This is a genomic window from Streptomyces xanthii (assembly GCF_014621695.1).
In the GTDB taxonomy this organism is placed as follows: domain Bacteria; phylum Actinomycetota; class Actinomycetes; order Streptomycetales; family Streptomycetaceae; genus Streptomyces; species Streptomyces xanthii.
In genome coordinates this window covers 6,967,256-6,993,921 of sequence record NZ_CP061281.1, presented here as the reverse complement: position 1 = coordinate 6,993,921, position 26,666 = coordinate 6,967,256, and the positions used below count along the sequence as shown (strand labels likewise).

Sequence of the window (26,666 nt, the reverse complement as noted above, 5' to 3'; positions counted from 1 at the left end):
CGAAACCGTGTCCTACGTCACTTGGCGCGCCGGACCGTACCCCCGGGTAGCCCGCGCCTCATAGTCTGACGGGCATGTCGGTCCCCGTAGCGCTGTTGCTGCTCGGCGCCTTTGTCGCTGTCGTCGCCCCGCGTCTGCTCGCCCGCGCCGACTGGACGGAGCGGGAGCCGATCGTCGCGCTGTGGGCGTGGCAGTGCGTCGTGGCGGCCGTCCTCCTGTGCTGCGCGCTGTCGATGACGCTGAGCGCGGCCTCCGCCTGGCAGGCCGTGCGAGGCCGGCTCTTCGCCCCCGCCCCGCACGGCGTCGTGGAGGCCTACGCGCTGCGCGCCCCCGGCCCCTGGGCCGCCACCGTGGCCGTGACCCTCGCGCTCGGCGGGGTGTGGACGGCGGCGATGCTGGTGCGCGAGGTGTACCGGGCGCGGGACCGCCGCCGGCGACGCCGGGCCGAACTGCTCGTCCGCGCGCCCCTGTTGCCGGGCGAGGAGCCCGGAGCGGAGCGGCTCGTCCTCCTGGAGGCCGAGCGCCCGGACGCGTGGTGGCTGCCGGGCCCGACGCCCCAACTGGTCATCACCACGGCCGCGCTGCGCCGCCTGAAGGGGCATCAGCTGGACGCGGTGCTGGCGCACGAGACGGGTCACGCCCGCTGGCGGCACGACTGGCTGCTGCACTGCTCGGGCGCGCTGGCCTCGGGCTTCCCCCAGGTCAGGGTGTTCGCCTCGTTCCGCGACCAGATGCACCGTCTGGTCGAACTGGCCGCGGACGACGTCGCCTCCCGCCGCTTCGGCCGGCTGACGATCGCGCTCGCGCTGGTCGAACTGAACGAGGACCGCGGGGTGTTCGGCCCCTGCCCGACGCCGCAGGCGCACGTCCCGCAGCGCGTGCACCGGCTGCTGGCCCCGCAGTCCCGGCTCAGCCCGGTCCACCGCCTCCGCCTGACGGCCGCCGCCGCCCTGATCCCGCTGGTCCCGCTCCTGGTGGCGTTCGTCCCGGGTCTGCGCGCGCTCGGCTAGGAGGCGGGCCGCGCCGCCCCGCATCTTTACGGTCCGCGCACGGTCCCATGGGCGAGGATCTTCCCCATGCACCCGGCACGGCTCGATCACCCGCACAGGCCCCTCGTTCCCCGTCCGGCGCTGTGGACCCTGGCGGCGCTGACGCTCGCCAACGCCGTCCTACTCGTCCTCGTGGCGGTGCGCTGGACGCCGCTGACAGACATGGACACGGACGTCGCCCGCTCCCTCCACCGTGCGGCGGTCGCCGATCCGGGGCTCACGCACGCCAACCGGATCCTGACGGACTGGGTATGGGACCCGTGGACGATGCGCCTGCTGTGCGCGCTGGTCGTCGTGTACCTGTTCGTGCGGCTGCGCGAGGCGGTGCTCGCCGTCTGGGTCGCCGTGACCTGCGCGGCCGGCACGCTCCTCCAGCAGGTCCTCAAGGCGACCCTGGACCGGCCGCGCCCGGTGTGGCCGGACCCGGTGGACTCCGCGCACTACGCCGCCTATCCGTCCGGGCACGCGATGACCGCGGTCGTCGTCCTCGGCCTGGTCCTGTGGCTGCTCCGGCGCCACGGCGCGCCCGCCGCCCTGTACCGGGCCGCGCTCGCCGTCACCGTCGTCTCGGTGCTCGGGGTGGGCCTGACCCGGCTCTGGCTCGGGGTGCACTGGCCGTCGGACGTGCTGGGCGGCTGGCTGCTCGGCGCACTCACGGTGGCCTTGTCGACCACCGCGTACGACACCTGGAGCGCGCGCCGGGGCCGCCCTTGACCGCGCGTCCACCGGCCCGCAGGATCGCCCGCATGACGATCAAAGCCGTGCTCTTCGACTTCTCCGGCACCCTCTTCCGGATCGAACCGACCGCGTCATGGCTGCGGTCCGCGCTCGACGCGCTCGAACTGGAGCTGCCCGCGGCCGAGTTCGAGCAGGCGGTGGCCGCCCTGGCCGAGGCCGGCGCGCAGCCCGGCGGCGTCACGCACCACGTCCGCGTCCCCGAGCACCTGGCCGAGCTGGTCGCCGCCCGCGACGTGGACGCCACGCGGCACCGCGCCGCGTTCACCGGCCTGGCCCGCGAGGTGCCGCTGCCCGACGACCGGCTCTACGACCTCCTGTACGACCGCCACATGACCCCCGCCGCCTGGGCGCCCTACCCGGACGCGCTGCCGGTCCTCGCGGAGCTGCGGGAGCGCGGGGTGCCGGTCGCCGTGGTCAGCAACATCGGCTGGGACCCGCGCCCGGTCTTCGCCGCGCACGGCCTCGACCAGTACGTCGACGCGTACGTCCTCTCGTACCGGCACGGTGTGACGAAGCCGGACCCGCGGCTGTTCACGGCGGCGCTGGAGGCGCTCGGGGTCGCGGCGGGCGACGCGCTGATGGTCGGGGACGACCGGAAGGCCGACGGCGGCGCGGCGGCGCTGGGCTGCGCGACGTACTTCGTGGACCACCTGCCGGCCGACGAGCGCCCGGACGGCCTGCTCCCGATCCTCGATCTCGTCTGACCGGGCCGGCCGGGGCGGGTCAGTGACCGTCGCCGCAGACCCCGGAGTGGTCGCAGTACGGCTGGTTCGCGCTGCGACCGCAGCCGCACAGGGTGGCCCGGACCTCGGCGGTCTCCGACCCGTCGGCGGCGCGGATGCGCAGGTCGCCGCGGATGACGAGCCGGCCGTCCGCGGCGCGCTCCACGGTCGTGGCGGCGGGCGGCACCTCCACGGTCCCGTCGACCAGTTCGTAGCGCAGCGCGCCCGAGGGACAGCGGCGCACGACGGCCGCGACCTCGTCGGCGGGTGCCGCGTCCGGCTGGATCCACGGGCGGGCGGCCGTGTCGAAGACCTGCGGGAGCCCGCGCACGCACTCGGCGGCGTGCAGACAGCGCTGCCCGTCGAAGCTGACCGTGATCAGGTGGCCGCGGTAGGGCTTGCGGGTCACGACTCGTAGCCCTCGACCTCCGCCGAGGGCCGCACGCTCGCTTCGTCGGGGTTCTCGCCGAACTCGGCCTTGGCCCGCCGCTGGCGCAGCAGGTCCCAGCACTGGTCGAGCGCCCGCTCCACGTCGGCCAGGCGCTCGCGCTCGGTGGCGGCGTCGATGGTGCCGTCGGCCAGGGCGGCGCGCAGCCGCTTCTCGTCGTCGACCATGGCGCTGATCCGGCCGAGGATCTCCTGCTGATCCATGTCGCACGCCTCCTCGGGTGCTCGGGAACCCGCCCCTCGCCACTGTAGGAAGCTTCCGGCGACCCCGCGCGCCGGAGAGGTCACGGATCCCGGAGACATGACACCGGCCTCCGGGCGGCGCCGACGCCGTCCGGAGGCCGGTGCGTGGCACGACCGCGCCGAGGCGATCCCCCGCGTCGCCCCGGCACAGCCGCCCCGCCCGGGTACACCGCACCCCTGAGGGCCGGTGACCGGGCCGCGCTGAGTATAGTTGGCTGCGAGCCAGTCAACGCAGGAGTCAAGGATGTCCCCCCGCAGCGCATCGGTCAATGAGGAGTTGCGCCGGCGTTCCCGCGAGCGGCTCCTGCAGGCCGCTCTGGAGCTGGTCGGGGAGCGCGGTTACGACGCGACGACGCTCGGCGACATCGCGGACCGCGCCGGTTCGGCCCGCGGCCTGGTCTCGTACTACTTCCCGAGCAAGCGGCAGCTGCTCCAGTCCGCGGTGCACCGGCTGATGAACCGGACGCTGGAGGAGGCGCTGGAGCGGGAGCCGCGCACCGAGGACGGTGACGAGCGGCTGGCCCGCGCGATCGACGCGATCCTCGGCCTCGCCCATGACGAGCCGGTGCTGATGCGCACGCACATGGCGGGCATCCTGCAGTCCGAGGGTTTCGTGCGGTGCGTCGAGCAGCAGCGGCTGTCCGAGCTGCTCCAGGACACGGTGCGGCGGCACGGGTCGGCGGACGTGGAGCTGGACTATCCGATGCTGCGCGCCCAGCTGATGGGTGCCGTGTTCGCGATCCTGCTGCCGGGGGCGCCGATGCCGGTGCGCCGGATGCGGGCCGAGCTGTTCCGGCGGTACGGGCTCGCGTGGGAGCGGGGCTTCCCGCCGGCGGACGACGTCACGGATGACGCGGTGTCCGGGGAAAGCCCCGCCCACGGCCGTACGGCCGATTTCTCACGCTACTTCGAGCCGTTGCGGCCCACCGGGCGGCCGGCGGGACCGGAGCGTCAGGCGAAGTAGTCCGGCTGCGTCTGGACGTTGAGCTCGTCCATGCGGACCCGCTGCGCGGGGTCGGTGCGCCGGTCGCTGAGCTTCAGGACGTCGAAGCCCTTCGCGATGTCGTTCGAGTAGATGTAGCCGTTGTAGTAGTACGCGGACCAGGAACCGCCGGTCCTGATCGCGTCGGTGGACAGCGGGCCGCGCTCGAAGTAGCCGATCTCCTTCGGCTGCGCGGAGTCGGTGAAGTCCCAGACGGAGACGCCGCCCTGGTACCACGCCTGGACCATGATGTCCTTGCCCTTGACCGGGATCAGCGAGCCGTTGTGCGCGACGCAGTTCTCGGTGTCGGCCTGGTGGCGCGGGATCTTGAAGTAGCTCTTGAAGACGAGCTTGCGCTGGTCGCCCTTGCCGACGATGTCGTAGATGCCGTCGGCGCCGCGGTCCGGGCCGACCGCCGCGTTGCAGGTGGCCGCTCCGCCGCCGCCGAGCTCGTCGGTGAAGACGACCTTGTTCGCCTTCTGGTTGAAGGTCGCCGAGTGCCAGAACGCGAAGTTCACGTTGTCCTGGACCTGGTCGATGACCTTCGGGTGCTCCGGATCCTTGATGGAGAACAGGATGCCGTCACCCATGCAGGCGCCCGCCGCGAGGTCCTTGGAGGGCAGGACCGTGATGTCGTGGCAGCCGGTGGTCTTGGAGACGCCCGGGTTGGTGGGACCGCCCGGGTTGCCGCCGCCGTCGGGGCCCTCGCCGGGGAACAGGACGGGGAAGCCGACGACCGCCGCCTTCTCCGGGGCGTCGCGCGGCACCTTGATCACGGAGATGCCGTCGTGCGGCGGCTGGCAGTCGGGGAAGGTGGCGCTCGGCGAGTACGAGGACACGTACACGTAGACGTTCTTCTTCTCCGGCACCAGCGTGTGGGTGTGCGAGCCGCACGCGGTCTCGACGGCGGCGACGTACTTCGGGTTGCGCTTGTCGCTGATGTCGAAGACCTTCATGCCCTCCCAGGACGACTTCTCGGTCGCGGGCTGGGTGGTGGAGGCGCAGGAGTTGTCGCTGCGGGAGCTGTCCGTGGACAGGAACAGCAGGTTCCCGGAGACGGTGATGTCGTTCTGCGAACCGGGACACAGGACCTGCGCGACGGTCTTCGGCGCCTTCGGGTCGCTGATGTCGAAGATGCGGAAGCCGTCGTAGTTGCCGGCGAACGCGTACTTGCCCTGGAAGGCGAGGTCCGAGTTCGTGCCGGGCAGCGCGTCCTTGGGGATGTTGGTGAGGTGTTCGATGTTGGCGGAGTGGACGACCTCGTCCTGGCCGGGTATGTCGCCGGCGGCTATCGCGGCCTCGGCCTGCTTCTCGACGGTGCGCGACACGGACTTGGGCGCCTTGTTCCCGTCGCCCGGGTCGGGGGTGGCCGACGCGGGTCCTGCGGCGAGCAGCGCGGCGAGCAGCCCGGCCGCCGCCGAGGCAACTCCCAGGCGTCTGCGACGCGTTCGGGCGGAGTCCTGCAACAGGGTCACTGTGGTCTCCCTGGTTGACGGTGACGTCATCGATCCGTGAACAGTTCACGGATCCCCCGAGTATCGTCTTCCTCATGCACAGATCAACAGATGGCAACAAGCTCGTCATGAAACTGGCTGTTCCCACGTTGGTCGCGGCACTGGCGCTCGCCCTGGCCGGATGCGACGCGGGCGACCCCGGAGGGTCGGACAAGGCCAACTCCCCCGCCTCCACCGGGCCTTCGGTCATCGCGCCGGGCAAGCCGGGCGAGGCGGCGGAGACCCTGTCCGCGAAGGACGCGGAGGCCCGCGGCCCCGACGACACCCCCAACTCGGCCGACGTCTCGTACGCGCAGATGATGATCCAGCATCACGCGCAGGCCCTGGAGATGACCGAACTGGCGTCGAAACAGGCCGAGTCCACGAAGGTCAAGCGTCTCGCGGAGCGCATCACCGCGGCGCAGGGCCCGGAGATCGAGACGATGCGCGGCTGGCTGAAACAGCACGGCCGCGAGGAGGCGCCGTCCGGTCACCACGCGCACGACGCGATGCCCGGCATGGCGACGGGGGCCCAGCTGAAGCAGCTCCGCGCGGCCCGCGGCAAGGCCTTCGACTCCCTCTTCCTGAAACTGATGATCACCCACCACCAGGGAGCGGTGACCATGGCCACGGAGGTGAAGGGCGACGGCAACAACGTCCAGATCGAGGAGATGGCGGACGACGTGATCGCCCAGCAGACCTCCGAGATCGAGCGGATGCGGAGGATGTGACCTAGGGCGGGGCCGACGGGCGCGCCGCGAGCGGGGCCGGCGGGTGAGCCGGGCGCACCGCGGCCGCGGCCGTGGCGGGGACCTGCCTCACGGGCCCCGGCCTGGCACTCCGGCCTGCCACGGACCCGCGGCACCTGCGCCGGGCGTCGCCGCAGGCACCGGCCTGCCGCCCAAGGGCGGCCGGACGCCGCCTCTGGCGGCGGACCGCTCACCGCAGGTGCCGCGGGGCTCTATGCGTATCGGCGCCCCGTGCGGCACGCGCCCGCCGGAGCGCGCAAGGGTGTCGGCGTACTCCCCCGGCGCGGCTCGCGGTGCCATGCTGAGAGGGAGCAGCGCACCAGCGGAAGGAGCCGCACGTGCCGCACTTCGCCGTTGTCGGATCGGGGCCCAGCGGGGTCTACACCGCCCAGAGCCTGGTGCGGCAGGACATCGTGCCCGGGGTCCGGGTGGACGTACTGGACCGGCTGCCGTGCCCGTACGGTCTCGTGCGCTACGGGGTCGCGCCCGACCACGAGAAGATCAAGTCGCTGCAGAACAACCTGCGTTCGGTGCTCGAGGACGAGCACGTGCGGTTCCTCGGCGGCGTCGAGGTGGGCCCCGCGCTGCCGCCGGAGCGGCTCCTCGAGCTGTATCACGGGGTCGTGTACTGCGTGGGCGCGGCGTCCGCGCGCCGGCTCGGGGTGCCGGGCGAGGATCTGCCCGGCAGCTGGTCGGCGACGGACTTCGTGGCCTGGTACAGCGCGCACCCGGACGCCTGGGATTCCGGTTTCGTACGGGACGTGCGCGCGGCCGTGACGATCGGCGTCGGGAACGTGGCGGTCGACGTGACCCGGATGCTCGCGCGCGGCCTGGCGGAGCTGTCGCCCACCGACATGCCGCAGGAACCGCTGGGCGCGCTGGCCGCGAGCGAGGTGCGGGACGTGTTCATGGTGGGGCGGCGGGGCCCGTCCCAGGCCCGCTTCACCACGAAGGAACTGCGCGAGCTGGGGACGCTGCCGGACACGGAAGTGGTCGTGGACGAGCGGGAGTTGGCGCTGGACCCCGCGTACGCGGACCCGTCCGCGCAGCCCGCCGCCGTCCGGCGCAACATCGAGGCGCTGCGCGAGTGGGCGGCCCGGGCGAGCACGGGGGCGGGCCGGCGGATCCACCTTCGGTTCTTCCTGCGCCCCGAGGAGATCACCGGGCGGGACGGCCGGGTCGCGGGCGTCCGGTTCGAGCGGACCCGGCCGGAGGCGGACGGCATGGTCCGGGGCACGGGGACGTACGAGGAGATCCCGGCGCAGCTCGTGCTGCGCTCGGTGGGCTATCGCGGGATGCCGCCGGACGGGCTGCCGTTCGACCCCGTGCGGGGCACGGTGCCGCACGCCGGGGGCCGGGTCCTGCGCGGGGGCCGGCCGGCGCCGGGCGAGTACGTGGCGGGATGGATCAAGCGCGGGCCCACCGGGGTCATCGGCACGAACCGGCCGTGCGCGAAGGAAACGGTGACGTCCCTGCTCGCGGACGCTCCGGCCCTGGTCGGGCGCCCCCTGCCCGGCGACCCGCTGGACGGGCTGCTCGCCGCCGGACTGCATCCGGTCGACTGGGCGGGCTGGCAGGCGATCGAGCGGGCCGAGACGGACCTCGGGCGCACGCTGGGCCGCGGCACCGTCAAGATCCCCGACTGGACGGGGCTGCTGAACGCGGCCCACGGAACGTGACGCGGAACGCGGGCGGCGCCCGCTCCCCGGCCCGGCCCGCCTGACGCCCACCTCCCGGTCCGGCCCGCCTGACGGCTACTCCCCGAGCCGGTCCGCCTGACGGCCCGCCGCGTCGAGAACGCTGTCGAGGAGGCCGGGGAACAGGACGTCGAGGTCGCCCCGGCGCAGCCCGTTGAGCTTCGCCGTCCCCCGGTAGACCTGCTCGATGACGCCGGCCTCGCGCAGCACCCGGAAGTGGTGCGTGGACGTGGACTTGGTGACGGGCAGCGCGAAGGCCGAGCAGGACAGCGCGGTCTCGGCCGCCGCCATCTCCCGCACGATCGCGAGCCGCATCGGGTCCGACAGCGCGTGCAGGACGCCCTCCAGCCGGATCTCCTCGCGCGCGGGGTGCGCGAGGGCACGGCCGCCTGCGGCCTGCGGTGCTGCGGTGCTCATTGGACGACTCCCCTGTCTGTGCGGCTCGTTCGCCCCGCACCCGCGGTCGTCCCCGACGCGCGTACGGACCGACGCTCCGGCCTCATTGTACGAGACTTCTCGTAGTTTGACAGTTCCCGTACTACGATGGTTATCGTACGAGCCTGGGTGCGAGCCGAGCCTGAGGGCCCGTACCGACGAGCCTTCGCGACCAGCCCGTACCGAATGGAGTCCCCGTGAGCGCGCTGTTCGAGCCCTACACCCTGCGGTCCGTCACTGTCCCGAACCGGGTCTGGATGCCGCCGATGTGCCAGTACAGCGCCGCCCCCGAGGGCCCGCTGACCGGCGCCCCCACGGACTGGCACTTCCAGCACTACGGCGCCCGCGCGGCGGGTGGCACGGGCCTGATCATCGTCGAGGCGACCGCAGTCAGCCCCGAGGGCCGGATCTCCCCGTACGACCTCGGGATCTGGAACGACGAGCAGGTCGCGGCCTTCCGCCGGATCACGGCGTTCCTGAAGTCGCAGGGCACGGTGGCGGGCATCCAGATCGGGCACGCCGGACGCAAGGCGTCCACCGAGCGCCCGTGGGTGGGCGGCGCGCCGGTCGGCCCCGAGGGTCACGGCTGGCAGCCCGTCGCGCCGAGCGCCGTCGCCTTCGACGCGAAGCACCCGGTGCCGACCGAGCTCACGGTCGAGGAGATCCGGGAGACCGTCCGGCAGTTCGCGGACGGCGCGCGGCGCGCGCTGGACGCCGGGTTCGAGGTCGTCGAGCTGCACGGGGCGCACGGCTATCTGATCGGCCAGTTCCTGTCCCCGCACTCGAACCACCGCACGGACGAGTACGGCGGCTCCTACGAGAACCGCACCCGCTTCGCCCTGGAGGTCGTGGACGCGGTGCGCGCCGTGTGGCCCGATGAGCTGCCGCTGTTCTTCCGGATCTCCGCCACCGACTGGCTGGAGGACGGCAAGGGCTGGACCGCCGACGACACCGTGCGCTTCACCGCGGAGCTCCAGGCCCACGGGGTGGACCTGATCGACGTCTCCACCGGGGGGAACGCGGCGGGCGTCCGCATCGAGGCCGGCCCCGGCTACCAGGTGCCGTTCGCGGCGCGCGTGCGCAACGAGGCCAAGGTGCCGGCCGCCGCGGTCGGCATGATCACCGACGCCGAGCAGGCCGAGAAGATCATCGCCAACGGCGAGGCGGACGCGGTCCTGATCGGCCGCGAGCTGCTGCGCGACCCGTCGTTCGCCCGCCACGCGGCGCGCGAGCTGGGCGCGGACGCGCACGTCCCGAACCAGTACCTCCGCTCCGTCTGAGCTCCACGCCCCGAGCCCCGTCTCCTCACGCCCCCCGCGCAGACCGCGCCGGGGGCGTGACGCATTCCTCAGCGCCTTAATTTGCCTTTCAGATGCAAGTATTCGTAGCGTGCGGTCATGCGGCTGACACGCTTCACGGATCTGGCACTGCGCGTACTGATGCGCCTCGCGGTCGAGCAGGAAGGCCTGCCCACCACGCGCGAGGTCGCGGCCACGATGGACGTGCCGTACACCCACACCGCGAAGGTCGTCGCGAAGCTGCAGCACATGGGGCTCGTCGAGGCCCGACGCGGCCGGGGCGGCGGACTCGCCCTCACCCCGGCGGGACGCACGGCCTCCGTCGGCGCCCTCGTCCGGGACCTGGAGGGGCCCGGTGACGTCGTGGACTGCGAGGGAAGCACACCGTGCCCGCTGCGCGCCGCGTGCCGCCTGCGAGGTGCGCTGCGCGAGGCGCAGGAGGCGTTCTTCGCCTCGCTCGACCCGCTGACCCTCGCCGAGCTCGTCGAGGCGCCGACCGGCCCGCTGCTCCTGTCCCTGTCGCCCACGCGCGGCGCGGACTGACCCTCCCCCCACTCACCCCGCAACCGAAAGACCGCTGGTCACCGGCACCACGTTCCGTGTGACCTTAAATACGAATCTGAAATACCAATTAAGGAGATCCGCAGATGCTCACCGAATCCTCGGCCGCCGTAGTCCGCGCCACCCTTCCCGCCGTCGGCGCGGCCATCGAGGAGATCACCGGGCTCTTCTACGAGAAGCTGTTCGCCGCCCACCCCGAGCTGCTGCGCGACCTGTTCAACCGCGGCAACCAGGCGGCCGGCAGCCAGCGTCAGGCCCTCGCCGGATCGATCGCGGCCTTCGCGACCCGTCTGGTGGACCACCCCGACGAGCGGCCCGACGTCATGCTCGACCGCATCGCCCACAAGCACGCCTCGCTCGGCGTCCTCCCCGAGCAGTACCCGGTCGTGCACGAGCACCTGTTCGCGGCGATCGCCGAGGTGCTCGGCGACGCCGTCACGCCCGAGGTCGCCCGGGCCTGGGACGAGGTCTACTGGCTGATGGCCAACGCGCTGATCGCGATCGAGAAGCGGCTCTACGACGGGCAGGGCGTCGTGGCCGGCGACGTGTGGCGTGAGTGGGAGGTGGTGTCCCGCACCGACGACACCGCGGACGTCGCCTCCTTCCTGCTGCGCCCGGCCGACGGCGGCCCCGCGCCCGCGTTCCGGGCCGGCCAGTACGTGTCCGTCCAGGTCGAACTGGCCGACGGCGCACGGCAGATACGCCAGTACAGCCTCACCGGCGCCCCCTCCGGAACGACCCGGTCCATCGCGGTCAAGCGCGTTCTCGGCGCCGGGGGCACCCCGGACGGTGAGGTCTCGCGGCACCTGCACGCGCACGTGCGCGCCGGTGACCGGCTGCGTGTCTCCGCCCCCTACGGCGACCTGCTCCTGGAGGCCGACGGTGCTCCCCTGCTGCTCGCCTCCGCCGGGATCGGCTGTACCCCGATGCTGGCGATGCTCGACGAGCTGGCGGGCTCGGGCCACGAGGGCCCGGTGACGGTCCTGCACGCCGACCGCTCCCCCGAGACCCACGCCCTGCGCGCCGATCACGAGTCGCTCACCGCGAAGCTCGCCGGTGGCACCGCCCACTTCTGGTACGAGCAGGCCGGCGCCGGCCACCGCACGGGCCTGATGGACCTCACGGACGTGACCGTCGCGCCCGGCACGCGCGCGTACCTGTGCGGCCCGCTCCCCTTCATGCGCGCCGCGCGCGAGCAGCTGCTCGGCAAGGGCGTCGCGGCAGCCGACATCCACTACGAGGTGTTCGGCCCCGACCTGTGGCTCGCCGCCGCCTGACACCCGTGTGACCTGCGCGGACCCCCGCACCGACGGTGATTGTCAGTGCGGGGGTGCAGACTGGCCGATACCTGGAGACAACGACGTTTCGGAGGTGTTCGGCATGACCGATGTGCTGCTGGCCGTGGGCACGCGCAAGGGGCTGTTCCTGGGGCGCCGAGGCGCGGACGGCGCCTGGACGTTCGACGAGAGCCCGTACTTCAACGCCCAGGCGGTGTACGCGGTCGCCATCGACACCCGGGGGCCGACACCACGGCTGCTCGCGGGCGGCGACAGCGCGCACTGGGGCCCGTCCGTGTTCCACTCCGACGACCTGGGCCGTACGTGGACCGAGCCGGCCGCACCCGCGGTCAAGTTCCCCAAGGACACGGGCGCTTCGCTGGAGCGGGTCTGGCAGCTGCACCCCTCGGCCGCCGAGCCCGGCGTCGTCTACGCGGGCACCGAGCCCGCCGCGCTGTACCGCTCCGAGGACCGGGGCGAGTCCTTCGAGCTGTGCCGCCCGCTGTGGGAGCACCCGACCCGCTCGAAGTGGGTGCCCGGAGGCGGCGGCGAGGGCCTGCACACGATCCTCAGCGACGCCCGTGATCCTGACTCCCTGACCGTGGCGGTGTCCACGGCCGGCGTCTTCCGCACCTCCGACGGCGGGGCCAGCTGGACTCCGTCGAACTCGGGAGTGAGCGCGGTGTTCCTGCCGGACCCCGACCCGGAGTTCGGCCAGTGCGTGCACAAGGTGACCCGGGACGCGGCGGACCCCGACCGGCTGTACCTGCAGAACCACTGGGGCGTGTACCGCAGCGACGACGGCGGCGCGAAGTGGACGGACATCGGGGCGGGCCTGCCGTCGACGTTCGGCTTCGCGGCGGCGGCGCATCCGCACCGCGGCGACACGGCGTACGTCTTCCCGATCACCGCGGACTCGGACCGCGTCCCCGCCGACCGCCGCTGCCGTGTCTTCCGCACCCAGGACGCGGGCCGCACCTGGGAGCCCCTGGACCGCGGCCTCCCCCAGGGCGACCACTACGGCACGGTGCTCCGCGACGCCCTGTGCACGGACGACGCGGACCCGGCGGGGGTCTACTTCGGGAACCGGAACGGGGAGGTGTACGCGTCCGCCGACGGCGGCGACACCTGGCGGCAGCTGGCGGAGCATCTGCCGGACGTGCTGTGCGTGCGCGCGGCCGTGGTGAGCTGACCGGGACCTCGCGCCGTCGTCGCCGTTCGGCTCCGATGGGGGTTGGTCGCGCCCGCGGTGGAGCCACTGGTGTCACAGCCCCGCGCCCCTGACGAGGCTGCGCCTCAGCAGGGAAATGCAGACCCTTCGGGGGCGCGGGCTGCGTCGTTGTGCGGCTCCGCCGTGTGGACGCGAGCAGCCACGGCGAAACGCGCGCCCGGCGACGCGACCGCCTAGTGGCAGCTGTCCAGGACCTGCGGGGTCCAGTCCCGGGCCAGGACGTCGACCAGGCCCAGGTCCGTGATCTTCATCGTGGGCGAGACCGCGAGGGTCAGCGTCGACACGCTCATGAACGGGTTGCGGTGACGCCAGCCCCACGCACCGAGTTCGTCGCGGACCCGGCTGGACGCGTCGGCCACGTGCTGGGCGGAGGCGGCGGACATGACGCCGCCGACGCCGAGGGACAGCCGCGCGGTGACGGCGCCGTCGCGGGCCACCGCGACACCGCCCTCGTCGGCGAGCACGGCCTGCGCCGCCGCCCGCATTGAGGTCACGGTGGTGCCGAGCGTGACGAGGTTGTGGCTGTCGTGCGCGTACGTGGTGGTCACGGCGCCGTCGCCGAGGTCCATGCCGGTCACGGGCACACAGGCGGTGTGGTCGCGGCCGTGCCGGTTGCGGACCCAGCAGAGTGCGGTGCGGCCCTCCCACTGGACGAGGCCGTCGACGACGTCGAGCTCGACCTCGGTCGGCTCGGTGTACGTGTCGACCGGGTTGACGCGCAGGGCGCGGAAGCGGTGCCGGCCGTCGGCCAGGTCGACGCGCCAGCGGTACTCGTCGTCCGGGAGGCCGGGGACATGGACGGACCGTGCGAAGGGGTGGTCGGCCGGGGCCGGCTCGTCGTAGGCGGCGCGACCGCCGGAGGCGACCACGCGCCCGCCCGCGAGCACGGTGTCGACGGCGAAGTCCTCCAGCGCCCCGTCGAGCAGGACGAGGTCGGCCCGCTTGCCCGGGGCCACGACACCCCGGTCCGGCAGGCGGAGCCGCTGCGCGGGCGTCCAAGTCAGCGCGCGCAGCGCGTCGAGCGCGGGCAGCCCGGCGGCGACGGCGACGCGCCCGATGTGGTCGAGGTGGCCGTGGGACAGGATGTGGTCGGCCGCGAGGTCGTCCGTGACCAGGCACAGCGGCGGCAGCTGCGGCAGCGCGAGCAGCGCCCGCACCACCTCGGGCTCCAGGCACTTCTCCTGGAGCATGACCGTCATGCCGAGCCGGGCCTTCTCGACGACGACCTCGGGCGTGTTCTTGGTGTGGTCGGAGTCGATTCCGGTGGCCATGTACCGGCTGAGCTCCTCGCCGGACAGGCCCGGGCAGTGGCCGTCGAGGATCGCTCCGTGCTCTCGGGCGGCCTCGATGACGGAGTGCATGCGCGGGTCGCCGGAGACGACGGCGCGGTAGTCCATGACCTCGGCCAGGGCCCGTACGCCGTCCCACTTGAGCAGGTCGTCGACATCGGAGGCGTCGAGGTGCGCGCCCGAGTGCTCGAACCCTGCGAGGGCCGGCACGCAGGACGGCACGCCCCACACCTGCGTCTGCGGCGTGGCCTGCCCCGCGTCGATCATCCAGCGCATGGCCGCGCGCCCGGCGACGTTGACGATCTCGTGCGGGTCGGCGAGGACCGTGGTGGTGCCCCTCGGCAGCGTCAGCCACGCGAAGGGCGCCGGGGTGAGGAAGGAGCTCTCGATGTGCATGTGCGCGTCGATGAACCCGGGGACGATCAGCCGGCCCGTCGCGTCGATAGTCCGTGCCGCGTCGCCGCCGGTCCCGGGCGGCACGACTCCGCTGATGTCCGAGCCGGTGACGAGGACGTCGGCGGCGAAGGTCTCACCGGTGAAGACGGAGACGACGCGTCCCCCGGAGATGCGGATGTCGTGCACGTGGGCTTCCGATCGATGGTCGTGAGCGTGGGAGTCGGCGTTGCGTGGGCTGGGTGGTGCGGGCCGGCGGGCGGCCGCTCGGTCAGTGCACCGAGTTGTAGAAGAAGTAGACGAGGAACGGCAGCATGACCCACAGGCCCGGGTGCAGTTCCCTGAAACGCCCGGCCAGGGACTTGATCAGCACGTAGAGGGTGAGACCGGCGGCGATGCCGGTGCCGAAGTTGCCCCAGAAGAGGGTGCAGGCCACGACGACGGCTGCCGGGACGGCGTCGGTCGGGTCGGTCATGTCGATCTTGCGCAGCCCGGCCAGCATGGACAGGCCGATGAAGATCAGGACGGGCGCGGTCGCGGCCGCCGGGATCATCGTGGCGACCGGCGTGAAGAGCAGCAGCAGGGCGAAGAGGCTCCCGGTGACGACCGAGGTGAGGCCGGTGCGGCCGCCGCTGTCGGAGCCCGCGGCGGACTCCAGGTACGTGGTCACGCTGGGACCGCCGACGGCCGCGCCGCCGATGATGCTGACGGAGTCGACGAGGAACGGCTTCTTGATGTCCGGGACGTTGCCCTGGTCGTCGGTGAGACCGATGCGCTCGGCGACGGCCATCACGACGCCGGTGGCGGAGAAGAACTCGGCGGCGAACAGCGCGAAGAGGTAGGGCAGGTACTCGGGCTTGAGCGCGCCCAGCACGTCGACGTGGAAGGCCGTCGCGCCGAGGCCGCCGGGCAGCTCGAACCAGGAGTCGGGCAGTTCGGCGACACCGAGCGGGATCGCGACGATCGTCAGCGCCACCATGGTGATGAGCAGCGTGCCGGGCACCTTGCGGGAGGCCAGGGCCGTCACCAGGCACAGGCCCGCGACGGTCAGCAGGCCCGGGGCGGCGGTGAGCTCGCCGAGCTTCATGCCCTTCGGGCCGAACTCGATCAGGCCGGCCGAGCGGAAGCCGAGCAGGGCGATGTAGAGGCCGATCGCGGGGCCGATCGCGAGGCGCACGCAGTCGGGGATGATCCGCGAGACCAGCTGGCGCACGCCGAGCAGCGTCAGGAGCAGGAAGGCGACGCCGGACCAGAGCACCATGCCCATGGCCACGTCGTAGGGCACGTGGTCGTGCTGGATCAGGGTGACGGCCACCAGTGCCACGCCGCCGAGGCCGGGGGCCAGGACGAACGGCAGGTTGGCGTAGAAGCCCATGAACAGGGTCGCCAGGACGACGGTGACAATGACCGCGGTGGTCGCCGCCGCGTGCGGCACTCCAGCGCCGGCGAGCATGCCGGGCACCACGACCACGACGTAGGCCGACGCGAGGAACATGCTGACGCCCGCGAGGACCTCCGTGCGCACGGACGTGCCGCGCTCCCGCAACCGGAACATGCGGTCGACAGCCGAGGTGGTTCTCGGCTCACTCTCAGTTGTCGCCACCATTACTCCTCATCATCAATGCAAGCGTTTGCACGATAGAGTACGGACAGACCGTGGGCACGTAAAGGGGATGTGTGTAAGGGCCTGATAAAGGTGCCCTTCCAGATCATGATCCCCGCGAAGGGGAGGCAAGGATGGCGCGGCTGGAGGATGTGGCCCGGGCGGCCGGCGTCTCGGCGTCCACCGTGTCCCGCGCGCTGAGCCGCCCGGACATGATCTCGGAGTCGACCCGCCACCGGGTGCTGGCCGCGGCCGAGGAACTCGGCTACCGGCACAACGCGGCCGCCCGCGCCCTCGTCACCGGCCGGACCGGACTGCTGGCCTTCAGCGTCCCCTCCCTCGCGAACCCGTTCTACGCACCGGTGATCGCCGGGGCCCAGGAGGCCGCCGAGAAAGCCGGGTGCGAGCTGATCGTGGTGGTCACCGACGGCTCGCCCGAGCGCGAGAAGGCGCTCATGGACCGGCTCGCGGACCGGGTGGACGGGTTCGCGGCGGCGGGCCCGCGCTCGACCGGGGACACCCTGGCGGCCGTGGCGCGCCGGCTGCCGCTCGTGACCCTCAACCGGCGGGTGCGCGGCGCCAGTTCGGTGGTCATCGACACCCCCGCCGGGATGACCGGGCTCGGCGCGCATCTGGCCGGTCTCGGGCACCGGCGGATCGCCTATCTCGGCGGCCCCGACGCCGGTTCCTGGCTGGATCCGCGACGTCTGCGCGCCCTGCGCGAGTCGGTCCCCGACCGCGAGGTCGTCGCGCTGACGCCGTATCCGCCGGAGTTCGAGGCCGGGGTCCGGGCGACGGACGCGGTGCTCGAGACCGGGGCCACCGCCGTCGTCGCGTACAGCAGCACGCTGCTGCTCGGCCTCCTGCACCGCATGACGACCCTGGGGCTCAGCGCACCCGGGGACTTCAGCCTCGCCTGCGCCGACGACCTGTCGGCCGCGGGTCTGGCACTGCCCGACATCACGGCGCTGCACGTCCCGGCGGCGGAGGCGGGCCGCCGTACGGTCGAGCGGCTGCTCGAACTCGCGGCGGGTTCCCGCGGCGAGTCCGCGACCCATCAACTGCTCCCGGTCGAACTCCTCGTCAGGACGTCGACCGGGTCTCCCGCCACCCCCTGACGTCGAGCCACCGCCCTACGAGGCGCTGGTGCGCCGGGCGCGGAACGCGGCGGCCTTGACCCGGTTCTGACAAGCCGTCGAGCAGAACTGGCGGCCCGCGTTGCGCGACGTGTCCACGTAGACCCGGTCGCAGCGGGGCGCCGCGCAGACCCCGAGCCGGCCCGCGTAGTCGCCGCCGAGGGCCATGGCCAGGCCGGTCGCGCAGCCGGCGCTCCAGCCGACGGCGTAGGAGTCTTCGGAGCCGTGGAAGTGGACCTGCCAGGGCTCGCCCGGGGAGCGGTCGAGCTGGGGGCGGGCGCCGGTGTCGCGGAGCAGCGCGTTCAGCGCGGGGGCCGCGGCGTCGAGGTCGTCGGCGGCCACGGCCTCGAAGACGGTACGCAACGCGCGTGCGGTGGCGGCCAGTCGGTCGGCCGCGTCCTGTTCGAGGTCGGCGCCGGCGGAGAGCGCGGCGCGGACCGCGCCCACGCGTTCGGCCCCCTCGGGAGCGGCGTAGGGGCGACCCCGCACCTCGCCGTCGGTCAGCGCGTTGACGAGCGCCGCCGACGCGTCGAGCAGCGCCTTCATGTGACTGTCGAACAGCACTTGACCGGTTACCTCTCACTCGTCTAGCGTCCACATCACTGCCGTACCGGACTTTACCAGTGACGTGAGGTGTCGTGTCCCGCCCCGAGCCTCTGCCCCGCACCGTACGCATGCTGCTGCTCGCCCGGACCGTGAACCAGCTGGGCGCCTTCTCCCTCCCCTTCCTCACCGCGCTCATCTCCGCCGACCACGGGGCGGGGCTGACGACCGCGGGGCTCGTCACCGCCGCGTTCGGGCTCGCCACGATTCCGTCGCGCCTGGCCGGCGGCTACCTCGCGGACCGGATCGGCCCCCGGACGACGATCCTGCTCGGGCTCGGCGGCTGCGCGGTGGCCCAGTTGACGATCGCGGTCTCGGCCTCGCCGGCGGGTGCGGTCGCGGGGGCCGTGCTGCTCGGGCTCGCCTTCGAGCTGTACGAGCCGCCGAGCCAGGCGATCGTCGGCGAGTCCGTGCCGGAGCGCCAACGGGTGCGCGCCTTCAGCCTGTTCAGCGCGGCGCTCGCGGCGGGCGCGATGGGGGCGGGGCTGCTCGCGGCGCTCCTCGGCCGCTGGGACCTGCGTTGGCTGTTCGTCTGCGACGCCGTGACCTGCCTGGCCTGCGCCCTGCTGGTCCGCGTCGCACTCCCCCGCGACCGGCGGGCGACGGCACCCGCCCGGCAGGCCGCCACCGCCGTACGGCCGCTGCGCGACCGGGCGCTGCTGACCGTCCTGGCGCTCGGCACCGCGTACGCGCTGATCAACCAGCAGACCGTGATGACGCTGCCGCTCGCGCTGGAGCGGCAGGGCCGGGCGGCCGCGGACGCGGGACTGCTGTTCACGGCGGCGGCCGCGACCACCGTGCTCGCGCAGCCGCTGCTCGTACGGGCCCGGCGCCTGACCCGGCTCTCGACGCGCGCGGCGCTCGCGTCGGCCCATGTGCTGCTGGCCGCGGGCCTGACGGGCTACGCGCTCGGCCGGTCCCTGCCGGCGCTGCTGGCCTCCGCCGCCGTGTGGAGCCTCGGCGACCTGTTGGTCATGGGCCGGGTCTACGCCCTGGTCACGAGCCTCGCGCCCGCCGGGGCGAGCGGCCGCTACCTGGCCGTGTTCGGGTGCGGCTGGGGAGTCGCGGCGACCCTCGCTCCCCTGCTGGGCACCCAGCTCCTGGCCCGTACGGGCGTGACGGCGCTGTGGTGCACGATGGCCGCCCTCTGCCTGCTGCTCGCCGCGCTCCACCTCCGGGTGACGCCGGAGTCACCCGTCGCCCCGTCCTACGGAAGGCTCCAGTCCACGGGCCGGGCCCCCTGGCGCGCCAGCAGGTCGTTGGCCCGGCTGAACGGGCGCGAGCCGAAGAACCCGCGGTCCGCCGACATCGGCGACGGGTGAGCCGACTCGATCGCCGGGAGGTCGCCGAGCAGCGGCCGCAGGTTGCGGGCGTCGCGGCCCCACAGGATCGACACCAGCGGGGTGCCGCGGGCGGCGAGGGCCCGGATGGCCTGCTCGGTGACCTCTTCCCAGCCCTTGCCGCGGTGCGCGGCGGGCTTGCGCGGGGCCGTGGTGAGCGCCCTGTTGAGCAGCAGCACGCCCTGCTTCGTCCACGGGGTCAGGTCACCGTTCGACGGCGGGGGCAGGCCGAGGTCGGCGCCGAGCTCCCGATAGATGTTGATCAGGCTGCCCGGCAGCTGACGGACCTCCGGGGCGACGGCGAAGCTGAGTCCGATCGCCATCCCCGGTGTGGGATAGGGGTCCTGACCGACGATCAGCACGCGTACGTCGTCGAAGGGCTGCTGGAAGGCGCGCAGGACGTTCGCCCCCGACGGCAGGTACGTCCGGCCTGCCGCGATCTCGGCCCGCAGGAAGTCGCCCATCCCGGCGATGCGTCCGGCCACAGGGTCCAGGGCCTTCGCCCAGCCTGCTTCGACAAGTTCATTCAACGGTCTTGGTGCCACAGTGCGTCACCCTACTGGCCCACACCGACACTCCGCGCCCGCCCGCCGGGCCCCGGCGCTACTGTTCGTCCACCAAGGTCACCGGCGAGGAGGAAACCCGTTGCGTCCAGCGAACGAACCCGGCGGACGGTACGTGCTCGGCGTGGACTCGGGCGGCTCCGGGCTCCGGGTCGCCCTCGCCGAGGCCGCCGACCCGGCCGGCGCCGTCTCGACCCGCTCCGCCACCCCCGTACGGACGTCGGCGGCGGGTATCGACCCCGCGCACATGCTGGAGCTTCTGCTGCCGATGGCGCGGGAGTTGCTGGCCGGGGCGGGCGATCCCGTCCCGGTCGCCCTGGTCGTGGGCGCGGCCGGGATGGCGACCCTCGGCGACGGGCTGCGCGCGGAGCTTCCGGCCGCGCTCGCCCGCGAACTGGGCGTCGGGCGGCTCGCGCTGGCCGCCGACGGGGTCACCGCGTACGCGGGCGCGCTCGGCCAGCGGCCCGGCGCGGTCGTCGCGGCGGGCACCGGGATGATCGCCCTCGGCACGGATCTCGGCTCCTGGCGGCGGGCGGACGGCTGGGGACATCTGCTGGGCGACTGCGGGGGCGGCGCCTGGATCGGGCAGGCGGGGCTCGCGGCGGCGATGCGCGCGTTCGACGGGCGGCGCGGCGGCAGCGCCGCGCTGCTCGCGCGCGCCGAGGAGCGGTTCGGCCCGGCGGGCGAGCTCCCCGGCCGGATCTACCCGCGCGCGGACCGCCCGGCGGCCCTCGCCGCGTTCGCCCCCGACGTGGCGGCTTGCGCCCCCTCCGACCCCGTCGCGGCGTCGATCCTGCGGGACGCGGCGCGGCACATCGCGGAGTCGGCGGCGGCGGTGTGCCCGGCGGACGGCGGCGAGGTCGCCCTGACCGGCGGCCTCTTCAACATGGGCGCTCCGCTCCTGGACCCGCTCCACCGCGAACTCACGGCCCAGCTCCCCAAGGCCGAGCTCACCCCCGCCGCGGGCGACCCCCTGCACGGCGCCCTGGTGATCGCGGCGGCCCTGGCGAGCGACGGGCTCCGTCTGCCGCGGGACGGCCGGCTGCTGTTCGTGCCGTAGGGGCGCCCGAGGCGGGGCCGGGGAGGCCCGCCCGCATCACTCCACCCGGTGGCACCGGGCGCCTCCCGCACCACTGCCGTCCCGCCCGCACCGAAGGGGACGCCTCCCTTTACTCCCCCACACACCCCCCGGACCTGGACATTCACACTCTCCACGACTGAACGGACAATCGCGGACGGATACCGCTCAGCCGCCCCCTGACCGAACAACGATGCCCGGAGAGCCAGTAGCATGCGGCCGCATGAGCTCCCCCACTGGGCCCGCATCCGGCCTGCCTGTACGAATGCCGCGACCCCGTCAGCCCGGACGGCACCGCCGGCCGGAACCCGTGGCCGCCCCCGAGGGCGCGCCGTCCCTCGTTCTGGCCGTGCCCGGCACGCCCAGCGCCGCCACGCGCATGCTGGCCGACGAGGTCGTCAGCATCGCGCGCTCGGAGCTTCCCGGCCTGGACGCCCGTGTGGGGTTCGTCGAGGGTGAGGTCACCGACTTCCCGGTGTCCGCCGAGTTCCCGTCCCTCGCGTCCGTGCTCGCGCACGCCGCGAAGGAGCGCACCGCCCGCTACGAGCAGGCCGTCGCCGCCGGCGTCGAGGCGAAGGCGCCCGAGGGCCCCGTCGCGGTCGTCGTGCCGCTGCTCGCCGGCCCGGACAACGCGCAGATCCGCCAGATCCGCCAGGGCATCGCGGACAGCCGCGTCCCGGCCGAGCTGACCGACGTGCTCGGCCCGCACCCGCTGCTCGCGGAGGGCCTGCACGTGCGTCTGTCGGAGGCGGGCCTGGCCCGCGCCGACCGCGCCCGTCTGTTCACGGTGGCCACGGCCGCCGACGGCATCATCCTCGCCGCAGTGGGCGGCGAGGAGGCCGTGCAGGCGGCCGGCATCACCGGCATGCTGCTCGCCGCCCGTCTGGCCGTCCCGGTGATCGCCGCCGCGCTGGACGCGGAGGGCGCCGTCGCCGCGACCGCCGAGCAGCTGCGCGCCTCCGGCTCGCAGAACCTGGCGCTGGCCCCGTACCTGATCGGCCCCGAGCTGGACCCGAGCGTCCTCGAGGCCGCCGTCAAGGACGCGGGCTGCGCCGCCGCGGAGCCGCTCGGCGCGTACCCGGCGATGGGCAAGCTCGCGCTGTCGAAGTACACGACGGCACTGGGCATCACGCCGCAGCCGGCCGTCTCCGGCAGCTGAGCCGAAGCACCGAGAGGGGCCCGGGACCGTACGGTCCCGGGCCCCTTCGCGTCGTCGCGGGCCGCTCTACGCGGGCGGGCCGAACACCACGCAGGACGCGGCGGGCACCCGCAGCGAACCGCCCCGGACGGGCTCGCCCGTCTCGGCGTCCACGGTGAACCAGGTGACGTCGCCGGACCGCTCGTTCGCCGCGTACAGGAACCGGCCGCCGGGGTGGAGGGCCAGGTCACGGGGCCAGTGGCCGCCGCACGGGACGGTGGCGCGCAGGGTGGGCTGTTCGCCGGTTGGGTCGAGGGCGAACACGGAGACGACGTCCTCGCCGCGCGTGGCGGTCCACAGGAAGCGCCCGTCGGGGGCCACGACGACCTCGGACGGGTAGGCGTCGCCGCGCGGGGCGCCGGGCAGCACGGGGACCTCGGTGAGCGGCTTGAGGATGCCTCCGGCGGCGTCCCAGCGGCACACGGTGAGCGTCGGGGCGAGCTCGTTGAGGACGTACGCGTACTCGCCGCCGGGGTGGAAGGCCAGGTGGCGCGGCCCTGAGCCCGGGCGCAGGGCCGTCTCGTGGTGCGGGGTGAGATGGCCGTCGACCAGGGCGCAGACGCGGACCGAGTCGGTGCCGAGGTCCACGCTGACGGCCCAGCCGCGGCTCGGATCGACCACGATCTGGTGGGCGTGCGGGCTCTGCTGGCGCTGCGGGTGCGGACCGGAGCCGGTGTGGTGCAGCACGTCGCGCAGGGCGGGGTCGGGGGTTCCGTCGGCGCGCAGCGGCACGGTGCTGACGCTGCCGGAGCCGTAGTTCGCCGTGAGGATGTGATTGCCCCACACGGTGAGGTGGGTGGGGCCGGCGCCGTCGACGGGGGCGGCGGGGGCGGCCAGGGTCGTGGACACGGCGTCCGTGCGGAACGCGGCGACGGCCCCCGCGGTCGTCTCGCTGACCGCGTAGAGGAACCCGCCGTCGAGCGCCAGATACGACGGGTCGGGCAGGGCGTCGGTGGTGTGCAGGAGCGTGAGCGCGCCGTCGGCCGGGTCGACGGCCGCCGTGACGACGCCGGGCCCGCCCGCGGCGGTGAAGGATCCGATGTACGCGCGTCCTGTCTGGCTGCTGCCGCTCACTGCTTCCCCTTTCGGCGCACGGGCGCGGATGCCCGTGCGCCGACCGTAGCAGTGGGTCTAGACCAGATCGGCCGGGCGCGCTGCGCTCAGGCGCCCAGGGTCACCCGGCTCGCTCCGCGCAGCGGTACGGCGAGCTCGACGAGGGCGTGCTCCAGCGCGTGCAGATGGGCGAGGACCGGCTCGCCGTCGGCGGTGTGCGGCGCGGTCGCGACGCGCCCGCGCGGGTACGGGGCCGGTGCGGTCAGGGCCTCGACCGCGGCCTCGACGCGCCAGCAGGCGGCGGCGAGCCGGGCGTCGTGCGAGGCCTCGGGGTCGGCGGCGACGGACGCGAGCCCGCGCACCTCGCGGGCGCAGTCGTCGAGCAGCGCGAGGATCTGCCGGGCCCGCCCCTTGCGGGCCTTCATCGGGCTCAGGGGGTGCACGAGCGGGCTCAGCGACAGCCGTACGCGGCCGAGGATCGCCTCCAGCTCGGCGACGCGCGGCGCCGGGTCCGCGTCCGGGTCGCCGGCCAGCCGGGCGGCGGCCTGCGCGGTGCAGGCGTGCACGCAGCGCAGCGCCCGCTCGACCCAGGCCTCGGTCACGGAGTGCGTGGTCACGGGCAGCACGAGCAGCACGGCGAGCACGGCGCCGAGCGCGCCGACGGCCGTCTCCGTGACCCGCAGCGCGAGCAGCCCGGCATCGAGGACGCCCAGCAGCCCGTAGAGCATGCTGGCCATGACCGTCACCGCGAGCATCATCCACGTGTACGAGACATGGGCGGTGTAGAAGATCCCGAAGACGCTGATCGCGATGACCACGGCGGCAACGGCCGGCACGTGGTGAAGCGGGACCGCGATCGCGAATCCCAGGACGATCCCGAGCACGGTGCCGAGGAAGCGCCGGAAGCCGCGCACGACGGTCTCGCCGCGCGAGGTCGTCGCCACGAACACCCACCAGGTGGCGCCCACGGCCCAGTACCAGCGCTGGTCGGACAGCACCTGCCCGATCCCGAGCGCGAACGCCGCGCCGAGCGTCGCCTGCACGGCCTGCCGCGTCGTGATCCGCTTCAGGCCGGTGCCTGCGCCCGGCACCGCGACCGCCGCCGGAACCGGCAGCCGCCGCTCGTAGCACCACACGCCGAACCGCATGACGGCCGCGGCGGCGAGCGAGAGCAGCACCGCCTCGTACAGCTCGGGCAGCTGGGACGGCACGGTGTGCAGGAACTGGGTGGCGAAGAACATCATGAACGCGAACACGCCGAGCGAGTGGCCGCGCGGGCCCCAGCGGCGGGCGTACACGCCGGCACCCACGGTGGCGAGGAACGCCAGGTCACGGGCGGCGGGCACGTCGTGCAGCACGGCGGCGAGCGCCAGCACCGGCAGCCCGACGACCGGCAGCAGCGCGGTCGTCACCGCCTGGCCGCGCACCGTCGCGTCGGTGACCGTGAACAGGGCGAGCAGCGCCGCCAGGCCGCCGGTGATGGCGGCCTGGAGCGAGTGTCCGACCGCCCCGCACAGCACGACGGCCAGGCCGATGCCCAGCACCGCCCGGCTCGCGAACCGCAGCCGGATCCGCCCCGGATCCGGCGCCGTGAACGCCCTCTTCAGCAAGTTGCCCCGCCCCTTCAGCACGCGCACGTGCCCCGACATGAGAAAGGCGCCGCGGAGATCCCCGGAGGATCCGCAGCGCCATCGACACGCCCATTGCACCATCGGCCCGGCAGGCGGTTCAACAGAGCCCCGAAACGTTGAGCCAATGGCCCAGCATCGGCGCGACCGGTTCGGCCACCCCTGGGCCAACGGACCATCCTCCGCCGCGACCCCGGCGCGGACCGGAGTGAGTGGCTCCGCGCGGGTGGGGCGAGCCGGCGCGGACATGGTGGGCGCGTGGCGTGGTACTCGGCCCGCATGAACACATCGGTTGTCCTCGCCGCCGGAACGGGCGCGAGCTGGTTCTTCACGATCGTCGGCGTCCTGATCGTGATCGCGCTGCTCGTGCTGCTGTGGACGAGCCGGCGCCGTCTGGCGCGCCGCCCGAATCCACCACAGACCCGGCAGCCGCGGGCCGGTTCCTGGAAGCGCCCGGGGGACGACGACCCGGTGTGACGGCGGGCGCACTCATCACGCGGTTGAGTAGCGGTACTCACGCGGGGTTCCCCGGGCGCGCCCGAGGATGGCGGCACAGCCCAGGCAGAGGAGCCAGCGATGTCCGCCCACCCCGTGTCCCTCAGAACGCCGTCCCGCGCGGTCCCGTCCGGCGGCCGCCGGTTTCCCGCCGTGCTCGCGGTGCTCGTCACGGCGGCGCTCGCGGGGTCGGCGTTCGGCGCCGCGGACCCGGCCACCTGGGTCCTGGAAACCGTGTGGGTGATGCTGGGCCTGCCCCTGCTCGTCCTGCTGCGCCGGCGGTTCCCGCTGAGCGGTCTGCTGTGCGGGCTGCTCGCCGTCCACGCCACGGTGCTGATCGTCGGCGGGCACTACACGTACGCCGAGGTGCCCGCGGGCGACTGGGTGCGCGACTGGTTCGGCCTCGAGCGCAATCCGTACGACCGTTTCGGGCACCTCATGCAGGGGTTCGTGCCAGCGATCCTGGTCCGTGAACTCCTCGTCCGGACCTCGCCCCTGCGCGGCAGCCGCTGGCTCGCGCCGCTGACGGTCTGCGCCTGCCTGGCCTTCAGCGCCGTGTTCGAGATGCTGGAGTGGCTGGCGGCCGTGACCGGAGGTCAGGCGGCCGACGCGTTCCTGGCCACGCAGGGCGATGTCTGGGACACCCAGTGGGACATGTTCTGCGCGCTGATCGGTGCCACCTGCTCACTCCTGCTGCTGCGTCGCGCGCACGACCGCAGCCTCACGCGTCTGCCGGCTCCGGCGAAGGGCTGACGCGGGTGTGGACGCTGACCGCGTAGCCGCCTCCGTCGTAGGGGTCGGCGTCCCAGGTGGCGAACCGGTCGACGAGGGCGAGGCCGGCCGCGGCGCAGTACGCGTCGTACTCCGCGAGCGTGATGCCCGGCGGTACGGGCAGGTGGGCGGCGTCCAGGCCGAACCCCGCGACCAGCAGACCGCCGGGGCGCAGGGCCCCCGCGAGGCGCTCGACGACGGTGGCCTCGGTGCCGGGGGCGAGCAGCGGGAAGACGTTGCCGGCGGCGACCGCGAGGTCGAAGTCGGCGGCGATGCCGAGCGCGGCCGGGTCGAACGCGGCGAGATCGGTGCGGTGCCAGGGCAGCCCGGGCGCCTGGGCCCGCGCGACGTCGAGCATCGAGTCGTCGAGGTCGATCCCCACGCAGTCGTGGCCGAGCTCCGCCAGCCGGATCGCGACCCGGCCGGTCCCGCACCCGGCGTCCAGCACCCGCGCCCCGGCCGGCAGCAGCGCCGAACAGAACCGCGCCTCGCCGTGCACGTCCTTGCCGCTGCGGGCCAGCTCCGCGAACCGCGCGGCGTACTCGTCCCCAGAGACGCCACCGGTCAGTTCCTGCCATCGATTCATGAGGACGA

General features: G+C 73.8%; 27 protein-coding genes. 16 read left to right on the top strand and 11 right to left on the bottom strand.

Translation table 11 applies throughout. From position 1 onward, the window contains the following. Positions 1-74 precede the first annotated feature (74 nt). The 3 genes from IAG42_RS31650 to IAG42_RS31640 all read left to right on the top strand — a co-directional run bounded on the left by IAG42_RS31650 (position 75) and on the right by IAG42_RS31640 (position 2,491). Positions 75-1,010, top strand: a complete 936-nt coding sequence (locus tag IAG42_RS31650) for a M56 family metallopeptidase (protein ID WP_188340376.1) — start codon at positions 75-77, stop codon at positions 1,008-1,010. Positions 1,011-1,076: 66 nt separating this feature from the next. Further along, on the top strand, positions 1,077-1,763 hold the full coding sequence (locus tag IAG42_RS31645) for a phosphatase PAP2 family protein (protein ID WP_188340375.1): 687 nt from the start codon (positions 1,077-1,079) through the stop codon (positions 1,761-1,763). Positions 1,764-1,795: 32 nt separating this feature from the next. Continuing rightward, complete coding sequence (locus IAG42_RS31640; protein WP_188340374.1) at positions 1,796-2,491, top strand: HAD family hydrolase; 696 nt, start codon at positions 1,796-1,798, stop codon at positions 2,489-2,491. 19 nt (positions 2,492-2,510) lie between these two features. On the opposite strand, the gene IAG42_RS31635 is transcribed toward IAG42_RS31640, so the two are convergent. Continuing rightward, positions 2,511-2,918, bottom strand: coding sequence for a (4Fe-4S)-binding protein (locus IAG42_RS31635; RefSeq protein ID WP_188340373.1), 408 nt, complete (start codon positions 2,916-2,918; stop codon positions 2,511-2,513). Then, positions 2,915-3,160: a DUF2630 family protein gene (locus tag IAG42_RS31630; protein ID WP_188340372.1), complete on the bottom strand. Its 246-nt coding sequence runs from the start codon at positions 3,158-3,160 to the stop codon at positions 2,915-2,917. The genes IAG42_RS31635 and IAG42_RS31630 overlap by 4 nt, the downstream gene beginning before the upstream one ends. A 283-nt stretch (positions 3,161-3,443) precedes the next feature. Between IAG42_RS31630 and IAG42_RS31625 the strand changes: the two genes are divergently transcribed. Next, positions 3,444-4,163, top strand: a complete 720-nt coding sequence (locus IAG42_RS31625) for a TetR/AcrR family transcriptional regulator (protein ID WP_188340371.1) — start codon at positions 3,444-3,446, stop codon at positions 4,161-4,163. On the opposite strand, the gene IAG42_RS31620 is transcribed toward IAG42_RS31625, so the two are convergent. Further along, entirely contained in the window at positions 4,151-5,686 is a 1,536-nt protein-coding gene (locus tag IAG42_RS31620; protein WP_394811257.1) for an LVIVD repeat-containing protein, read from the bottom strand. The genes IAG42_RS31625 and IAG42_RS31620 overlap by 13 nt on opposite strands. A 77-nt stretch (positions 5,687-5,763) precedes the next feature. Between IAG42_RS31620 and IAG42_RS31615 the strand changes: the two genes are divergently transcribed. After that, a complete protein-coding gene (locus IAG42_RS31615) occupies positions 5,764-6,405 on the top strand; it encodes a DUF305 domain-containing protein (RefSeq protein ID WP_223206456.1) in 642 nt (213 codons plus the stop codon). A gap of 356 nt (positions 6,406-6,761) precedes the next feature. Then, on the top strand, positions 6,762-8,102 hold the full coding sequence (locus IAG42_RS31610) for a ferredoxin--NADP reductase domain-containing protein (RefSeq protein ID WP_188340368.1): 1,341 nt from the start codon (positions 6,762-6,764) through the stop codon (positions 8,100-8,102). A 75-nt stretch (positions 8,103-8,177) separates the two neighbouring features. On the opposite strand, the gene IAG42_RS31605 is transcribed toward IAG42_RS31610, so the two are convergent. Beyond that, on the bottom strand, positions 8,178-8,537 hold the full coding sequence (locus IAG42_RS31605; protein ID WP_188340367.1) for an ArsR/SmtB family transcription factor: 360 nt from the start codon (positions 8,535-8,537) through the stop codon (positions 8,178-8,180). A 215-nt stretch (positions 8,538-8,752) separates the two neighbouring features. Between IAG42_RS31605 and IAG42_RS31600 the strand changes: the two genes are divergently transcribed. From IAG42_RS31600 to IAG42_RS31585, 4 genes are all read left to right on the top strand, one after another. Beyond that, positions 8,753-9,835: an NADH:flavin oxidoreductase/NADH oxidase gene (locus IAG42_RS31600; protein ID WP_188340366.1), complete on the top strand. Its 1,083-nt coding sequence runs from the start codon at positions 8,753-8,755 to the stop codon at positions 9,833-9,835. A 117-nt stretch (positions 9,836-9,952) separates the two neighbouring features. Then, positions 9,953-10,396 carry an RrF2 family transcriptional regulator gene (locus IAG42_RS31595; protein WP_188340365.1) on the top strand — a complete coding sequence of 148 codons (444 nt, stop codon included), beginning with the start codon at positions 9,953-9,955 and terminating at the stop codon, positions 10,394-10,396. 104 nt (positions 10,397-10,500) lie between these two features. Continuing rightward, positions 10,501-11,691 carry a globin domain-containing protein gene (locus IAG42_RS31590; RefSeq protein ID WP_188340364.1) on the top strand — a complete coding sequence of 397 codons (1,191 nt, stop codon included), beginning with the start codon at positions 10,501-10,503 and terminating at the stop codon, positions 11,689-11,691. 103 nt (positions 11,692-11,794) lie between these two features. Then, a complete protein-coding gene (locus IAG42_RS31585) occupies positions 11,795-12,883 on the top strand; it encodes a WD40/YVTN/BNR-like repeat-containing protein (RefSeq protein WP_188340363.1) in 1,089 nt (362 codons plus the stop codon). Positions 12,884-13,095: 212 nt separating this feature from the next. Here the strand turns inward: IAG42_RS31585 and IAG42_RS31580 are convergent, their stop codons facing one another. Beyond that, positions 13,096-14,793 (bottom strand): adenine deaminase C-terminal domain-containing protein, encoded by a 1,698-nt coding sequence (locus IAG42_RS31580; RefSeq protein WP_188340362.1) that lies wholly within the window; start codon positions 14,791-14,793, stop codon positions 13,096-13,098. Positions 14,794-14,875: 82 nt separating this feature from the next. Beyond that, positions 14,876-16,210 (bottom strand): NCS2 family permease, encoded by a 1,335-nt coding sequence (locus tag IAG42_RS31575; protein ID WP_188340361.1) that lies wholly within the window; start codon positions 16,208-16,210, stop codon positions 14,876-14,878. Positions 16,211-16,341: 131 nt separating this feature from the next. Here IAG42_RS31575 and IAG42_RS31570 point away from each other — a divergent pair, with 131 nt between their 5' ends. After that, positions 16,342-17,325, top strand: a complete 984-nt coding sequence (locus tag IAG42_RS31570) for a LacI family DNA-binding transcriptional regulator (protein ID WP_188340360.1) — start codon at positions 16,342-16,344, stop codon at positions 17,323-17,325. A gap of 15 nt (positions 17,326-17,340) precedes the next feature. On the opposite strand, the gene IAG42_RS31565 is transcribed toward IAG42_RS31570, so the two are convergent. Next, a complete protein-coding gene (locus IAG42_RS31565; RefSeq protein WP_223206233.1) occupies positions 17,341-17,907 on the bottom strand; it encodes a CGNR zinc finger domain-containing protein in 567 nt (188 codons plus the stop codon). A gap of 74 nt (positions 17,908-17,981) precedes the next feature. Between IAG42_RS31565 and IAG42_RS31560 the strand changes: the two genes are divergently transcribed. Then, a complete protein-coding gene (locus IAG42_RS31560) occupies positions 17,982-19,268 on the top strand; it encodes an MFS transporter (RefSeq protein ID WP_223206232.1) in 1,287 nt (428 codons plus the stop codon). Here the strand turns inward: IAG42_RS31560 and IAG42_RS31555 are convergent. After that, positions 19,154-19,831, bottom strand: coding sequence for a uracil-DNA glycosylase (locus IAG42_RS31555; RefSeq protein ID WP_188340359.1), 678 nt, complete (start codon positions 19,829-19,831; stop codon positions 19,154-19,156). The two genes, IAG42_RS31560 and IAG42_RS31555, sit on opposite strands and share 115 nt — an antisense overlap. 100 nt (positions 19,832-19,931) lie before the next feature. Between IAG42_RS31555 and IAG42_RS31550 the strand changes: the two genes are divergently transcribed. Both IAG42_RS31550 and IAG42_RS31545 read left to right on the top strand, forming a co-directional pair. After that, positions 19,932-20,909 (top strand): N-acetylglucosamine kinase, encoded by a 978-nt coding sequence (locus IAG42_RS31550; protein ID WP_223206231.1) that lies wholly within the window; start codon positions 19,932-19,934, stop codon positions 20,907-20,909. A gap of 241 nt (positions 20,910-21,150) precedes the next feature. Continuing rightward, positions 21,151-22,086 carry a sirohydrochlorin chelatase gene (locus tag IAG42_RS31545; RefSeq protein ID WP_188340357.1) on the top strand — a complete coding sequence of 312 codons (936 nt, stop codon included), beginning with the start codon at positions 21,151-21,153 and terminating at the stop codon, positions 22,084-22,086. A 66-nt stretch (positions 22,087-22,152) separates the two neighbouring features. On the opposite strand, the gene IAG42_RS31540 is transcribed toward IAG42_RS31545, so the two are convergent. Further along, on the bottom strand, positions 22,153-23,199 hold the full coding sequence (locus IAG42_RS31540; protein WP_188340356.1) for a lactonase family protein: 1,047 nt from the start codon (positions 23,197-23,199) through the stop codon (positions 22,153-22,155). Between the two features lie 86 nt (positions 23,200-23,285). Then, positions 23,286-24,788 carry an FUSC family protein gene (locus IAG42_RS31535; protein WP_188340355.1) on the bottom strand — a complete coding sequence of 501 codons (1,503 nt, stop codon included), beginning with the start codon at positions 24,786-24,788 and terminating at the stop codon, positions 23,286-23,288. Positions 24,789-25,085: 297 nt separating this feature from the next. Here IAG42_RS31535 and IAG42_RS31530 point away from each other — a divergent pair, with 297 nt between their 5' ends. Continuing rightward, a complete protein-coding gene (locus tag IAG42_RS31530) occupies positions 25,086-25,283 on the top strand; it encodes a DUF6479 family protein (protein WP_188340354.1) in 198 nt (65 codons plus the stop codon). Positions 25,284-25,382: 99 nt separating this feature from the next. Then, positions 25,383-26,054, top strand: coding sequence for a DUF2238 domain-containing protein (locus IAG42_RS31525; protein ID WP_188340353.1), 672 nt, complete (start codon positions 25,383-25,385; stop codon positions 26,052-26,054). Here the strand turns inward: IAG42_RS31525 and IAG42_RS31520 are convergent. After that, positions 26,023-26,658: a class I SAM-dependent methyltransferase gene (locus IAG42_RS31520; RefSeq protein WP_188340352.1), complete on the bottom strand. Its 636-nt coding sequence runs from the start codon at positions 26,656-26,658 to the stop codon at positions 26,023-26,025. The genes IAG42_RS31525 and IAG42_RS31520 overlap by 32 nt on opposite strands. Positions 26,659-26,666 lie beyond the last annotated feature (8 nt).

Coding starts and splice junctions, on each gene's coding strand:
- IAG42_RS31650 (WP_188340376.1), top strand. CDS start 75: ATGTCGGTCCCCGTAGCGCTGTTGCTGCTCGGCGCCTTTGTCGCTGTC.
- IAG42_RS31645 (WP_188340375.1), top strand. CDS start 1,077: ATGCACCCGGCACGGCTCGATCACCCGCACAGGCCCCTCGTTCCCCGT.
- IAG42_RS31640 (WP_188340374.1), top strand. CDS start 1,796: ATGACGATCAAAGCCGTGCTCTTCGACTTCTCCGGCACCCTCTTCCGG.
- IAG42_RS31630 (WP_188340372.1), bottom strand. CDS start 3,160: ATGGATCAGCAGGAGATCCTCGGCCGGATCAGCGCCATGGTCGACGAC.
- IAG42_RS31625 (WP_188340371.1), top strand. CDS start 3,444: ATGTCCCCCCGCAGCGCATCGGTCAATGAGGAGTTGCGCCGGCGTTCC.
- IAG42_RS31620 (WP_394811257.1), bottom strand. CDS start 5,686: ATGACGTCACCGTCAACCAGGGAGACCACAGTGACCCTGTTGCAGGAC.
- IAG42_RS31615 (WP_223206456.1), top strand. CDS start 5,764: ATGAAACTGGCTGTTCCCACGTTGGTCGCGGCACTGGCGCTCGCCCTG.
- IAG42_RS31605 (WP_188340367.1), bottom strand. CDS start 8,537: ATGAGCACCGCAGCACCGCAGGCCGCAGGCGGCCGTGCCCTCGCGCAC.
- IAG42_RS31595 (WP_188340365.1), top strand. CDS start 9,953: ATGCGGCTGACACGCTTCACGGATCTGGCACTGCGCGTACTGATGCGC.
- IAG42_RS31590 (WP_188340364.1), top strand. CDS start 10,501: ATGCTCACCGAATCCTCGGCCGCCGTAGTCCGCGCCACCCTTCCCGCC.
- IAG42_RS31585 (WP_188340363.1), top strand. CDS start 11,795: ATGACCGATGTGCTGCTGGCCGTGGGCACGCGCAAGGGGCTGTTCCTG.
- IAG42_RS31575 (WP_188340361.1), bottom strand. CDS start 16,210: ATGGTGGCGACAACTGAGAGTGAGCCGAGAACCACCTCGGCTGTCGAC.
- IAG42_RS31570 (WP_188340360.1), top strand. CDS start 16,342: ATGGCGCGGCTGGAGGATGTGGCCCGGGCGGCCGGCGTCTCGGCGTCC.
- IAG42_RS31545 (WP_188340357.1), top strand. CDS start 21,151: ATGAGCTCCCCCACTGGGCCCGCATCCGGCCTGCCTGTACGAATGCCG.
- IAG42_RS31530 (WP_188340354.1), top strand. CDS start 25,086: ATGAACACATCGGTTGTCCTCGCCGCCGGAACGGGCGCGAGCTGGTTC.
- IAG42_RS31525 (WP_188340353.1), top strand. CDS start 25,383: ATGTCCGCCCACCCCGTGTCCCTCAGAACGCCGTCCCGCGCGGTCCCG.
- IAG42_RS31520 (WP_188340352.1), bottom strand. CDS start 26,658: ATGAATCGATGGCAGGAACTGACCGGTGGCGTCTCTGGGGACGAGTAC.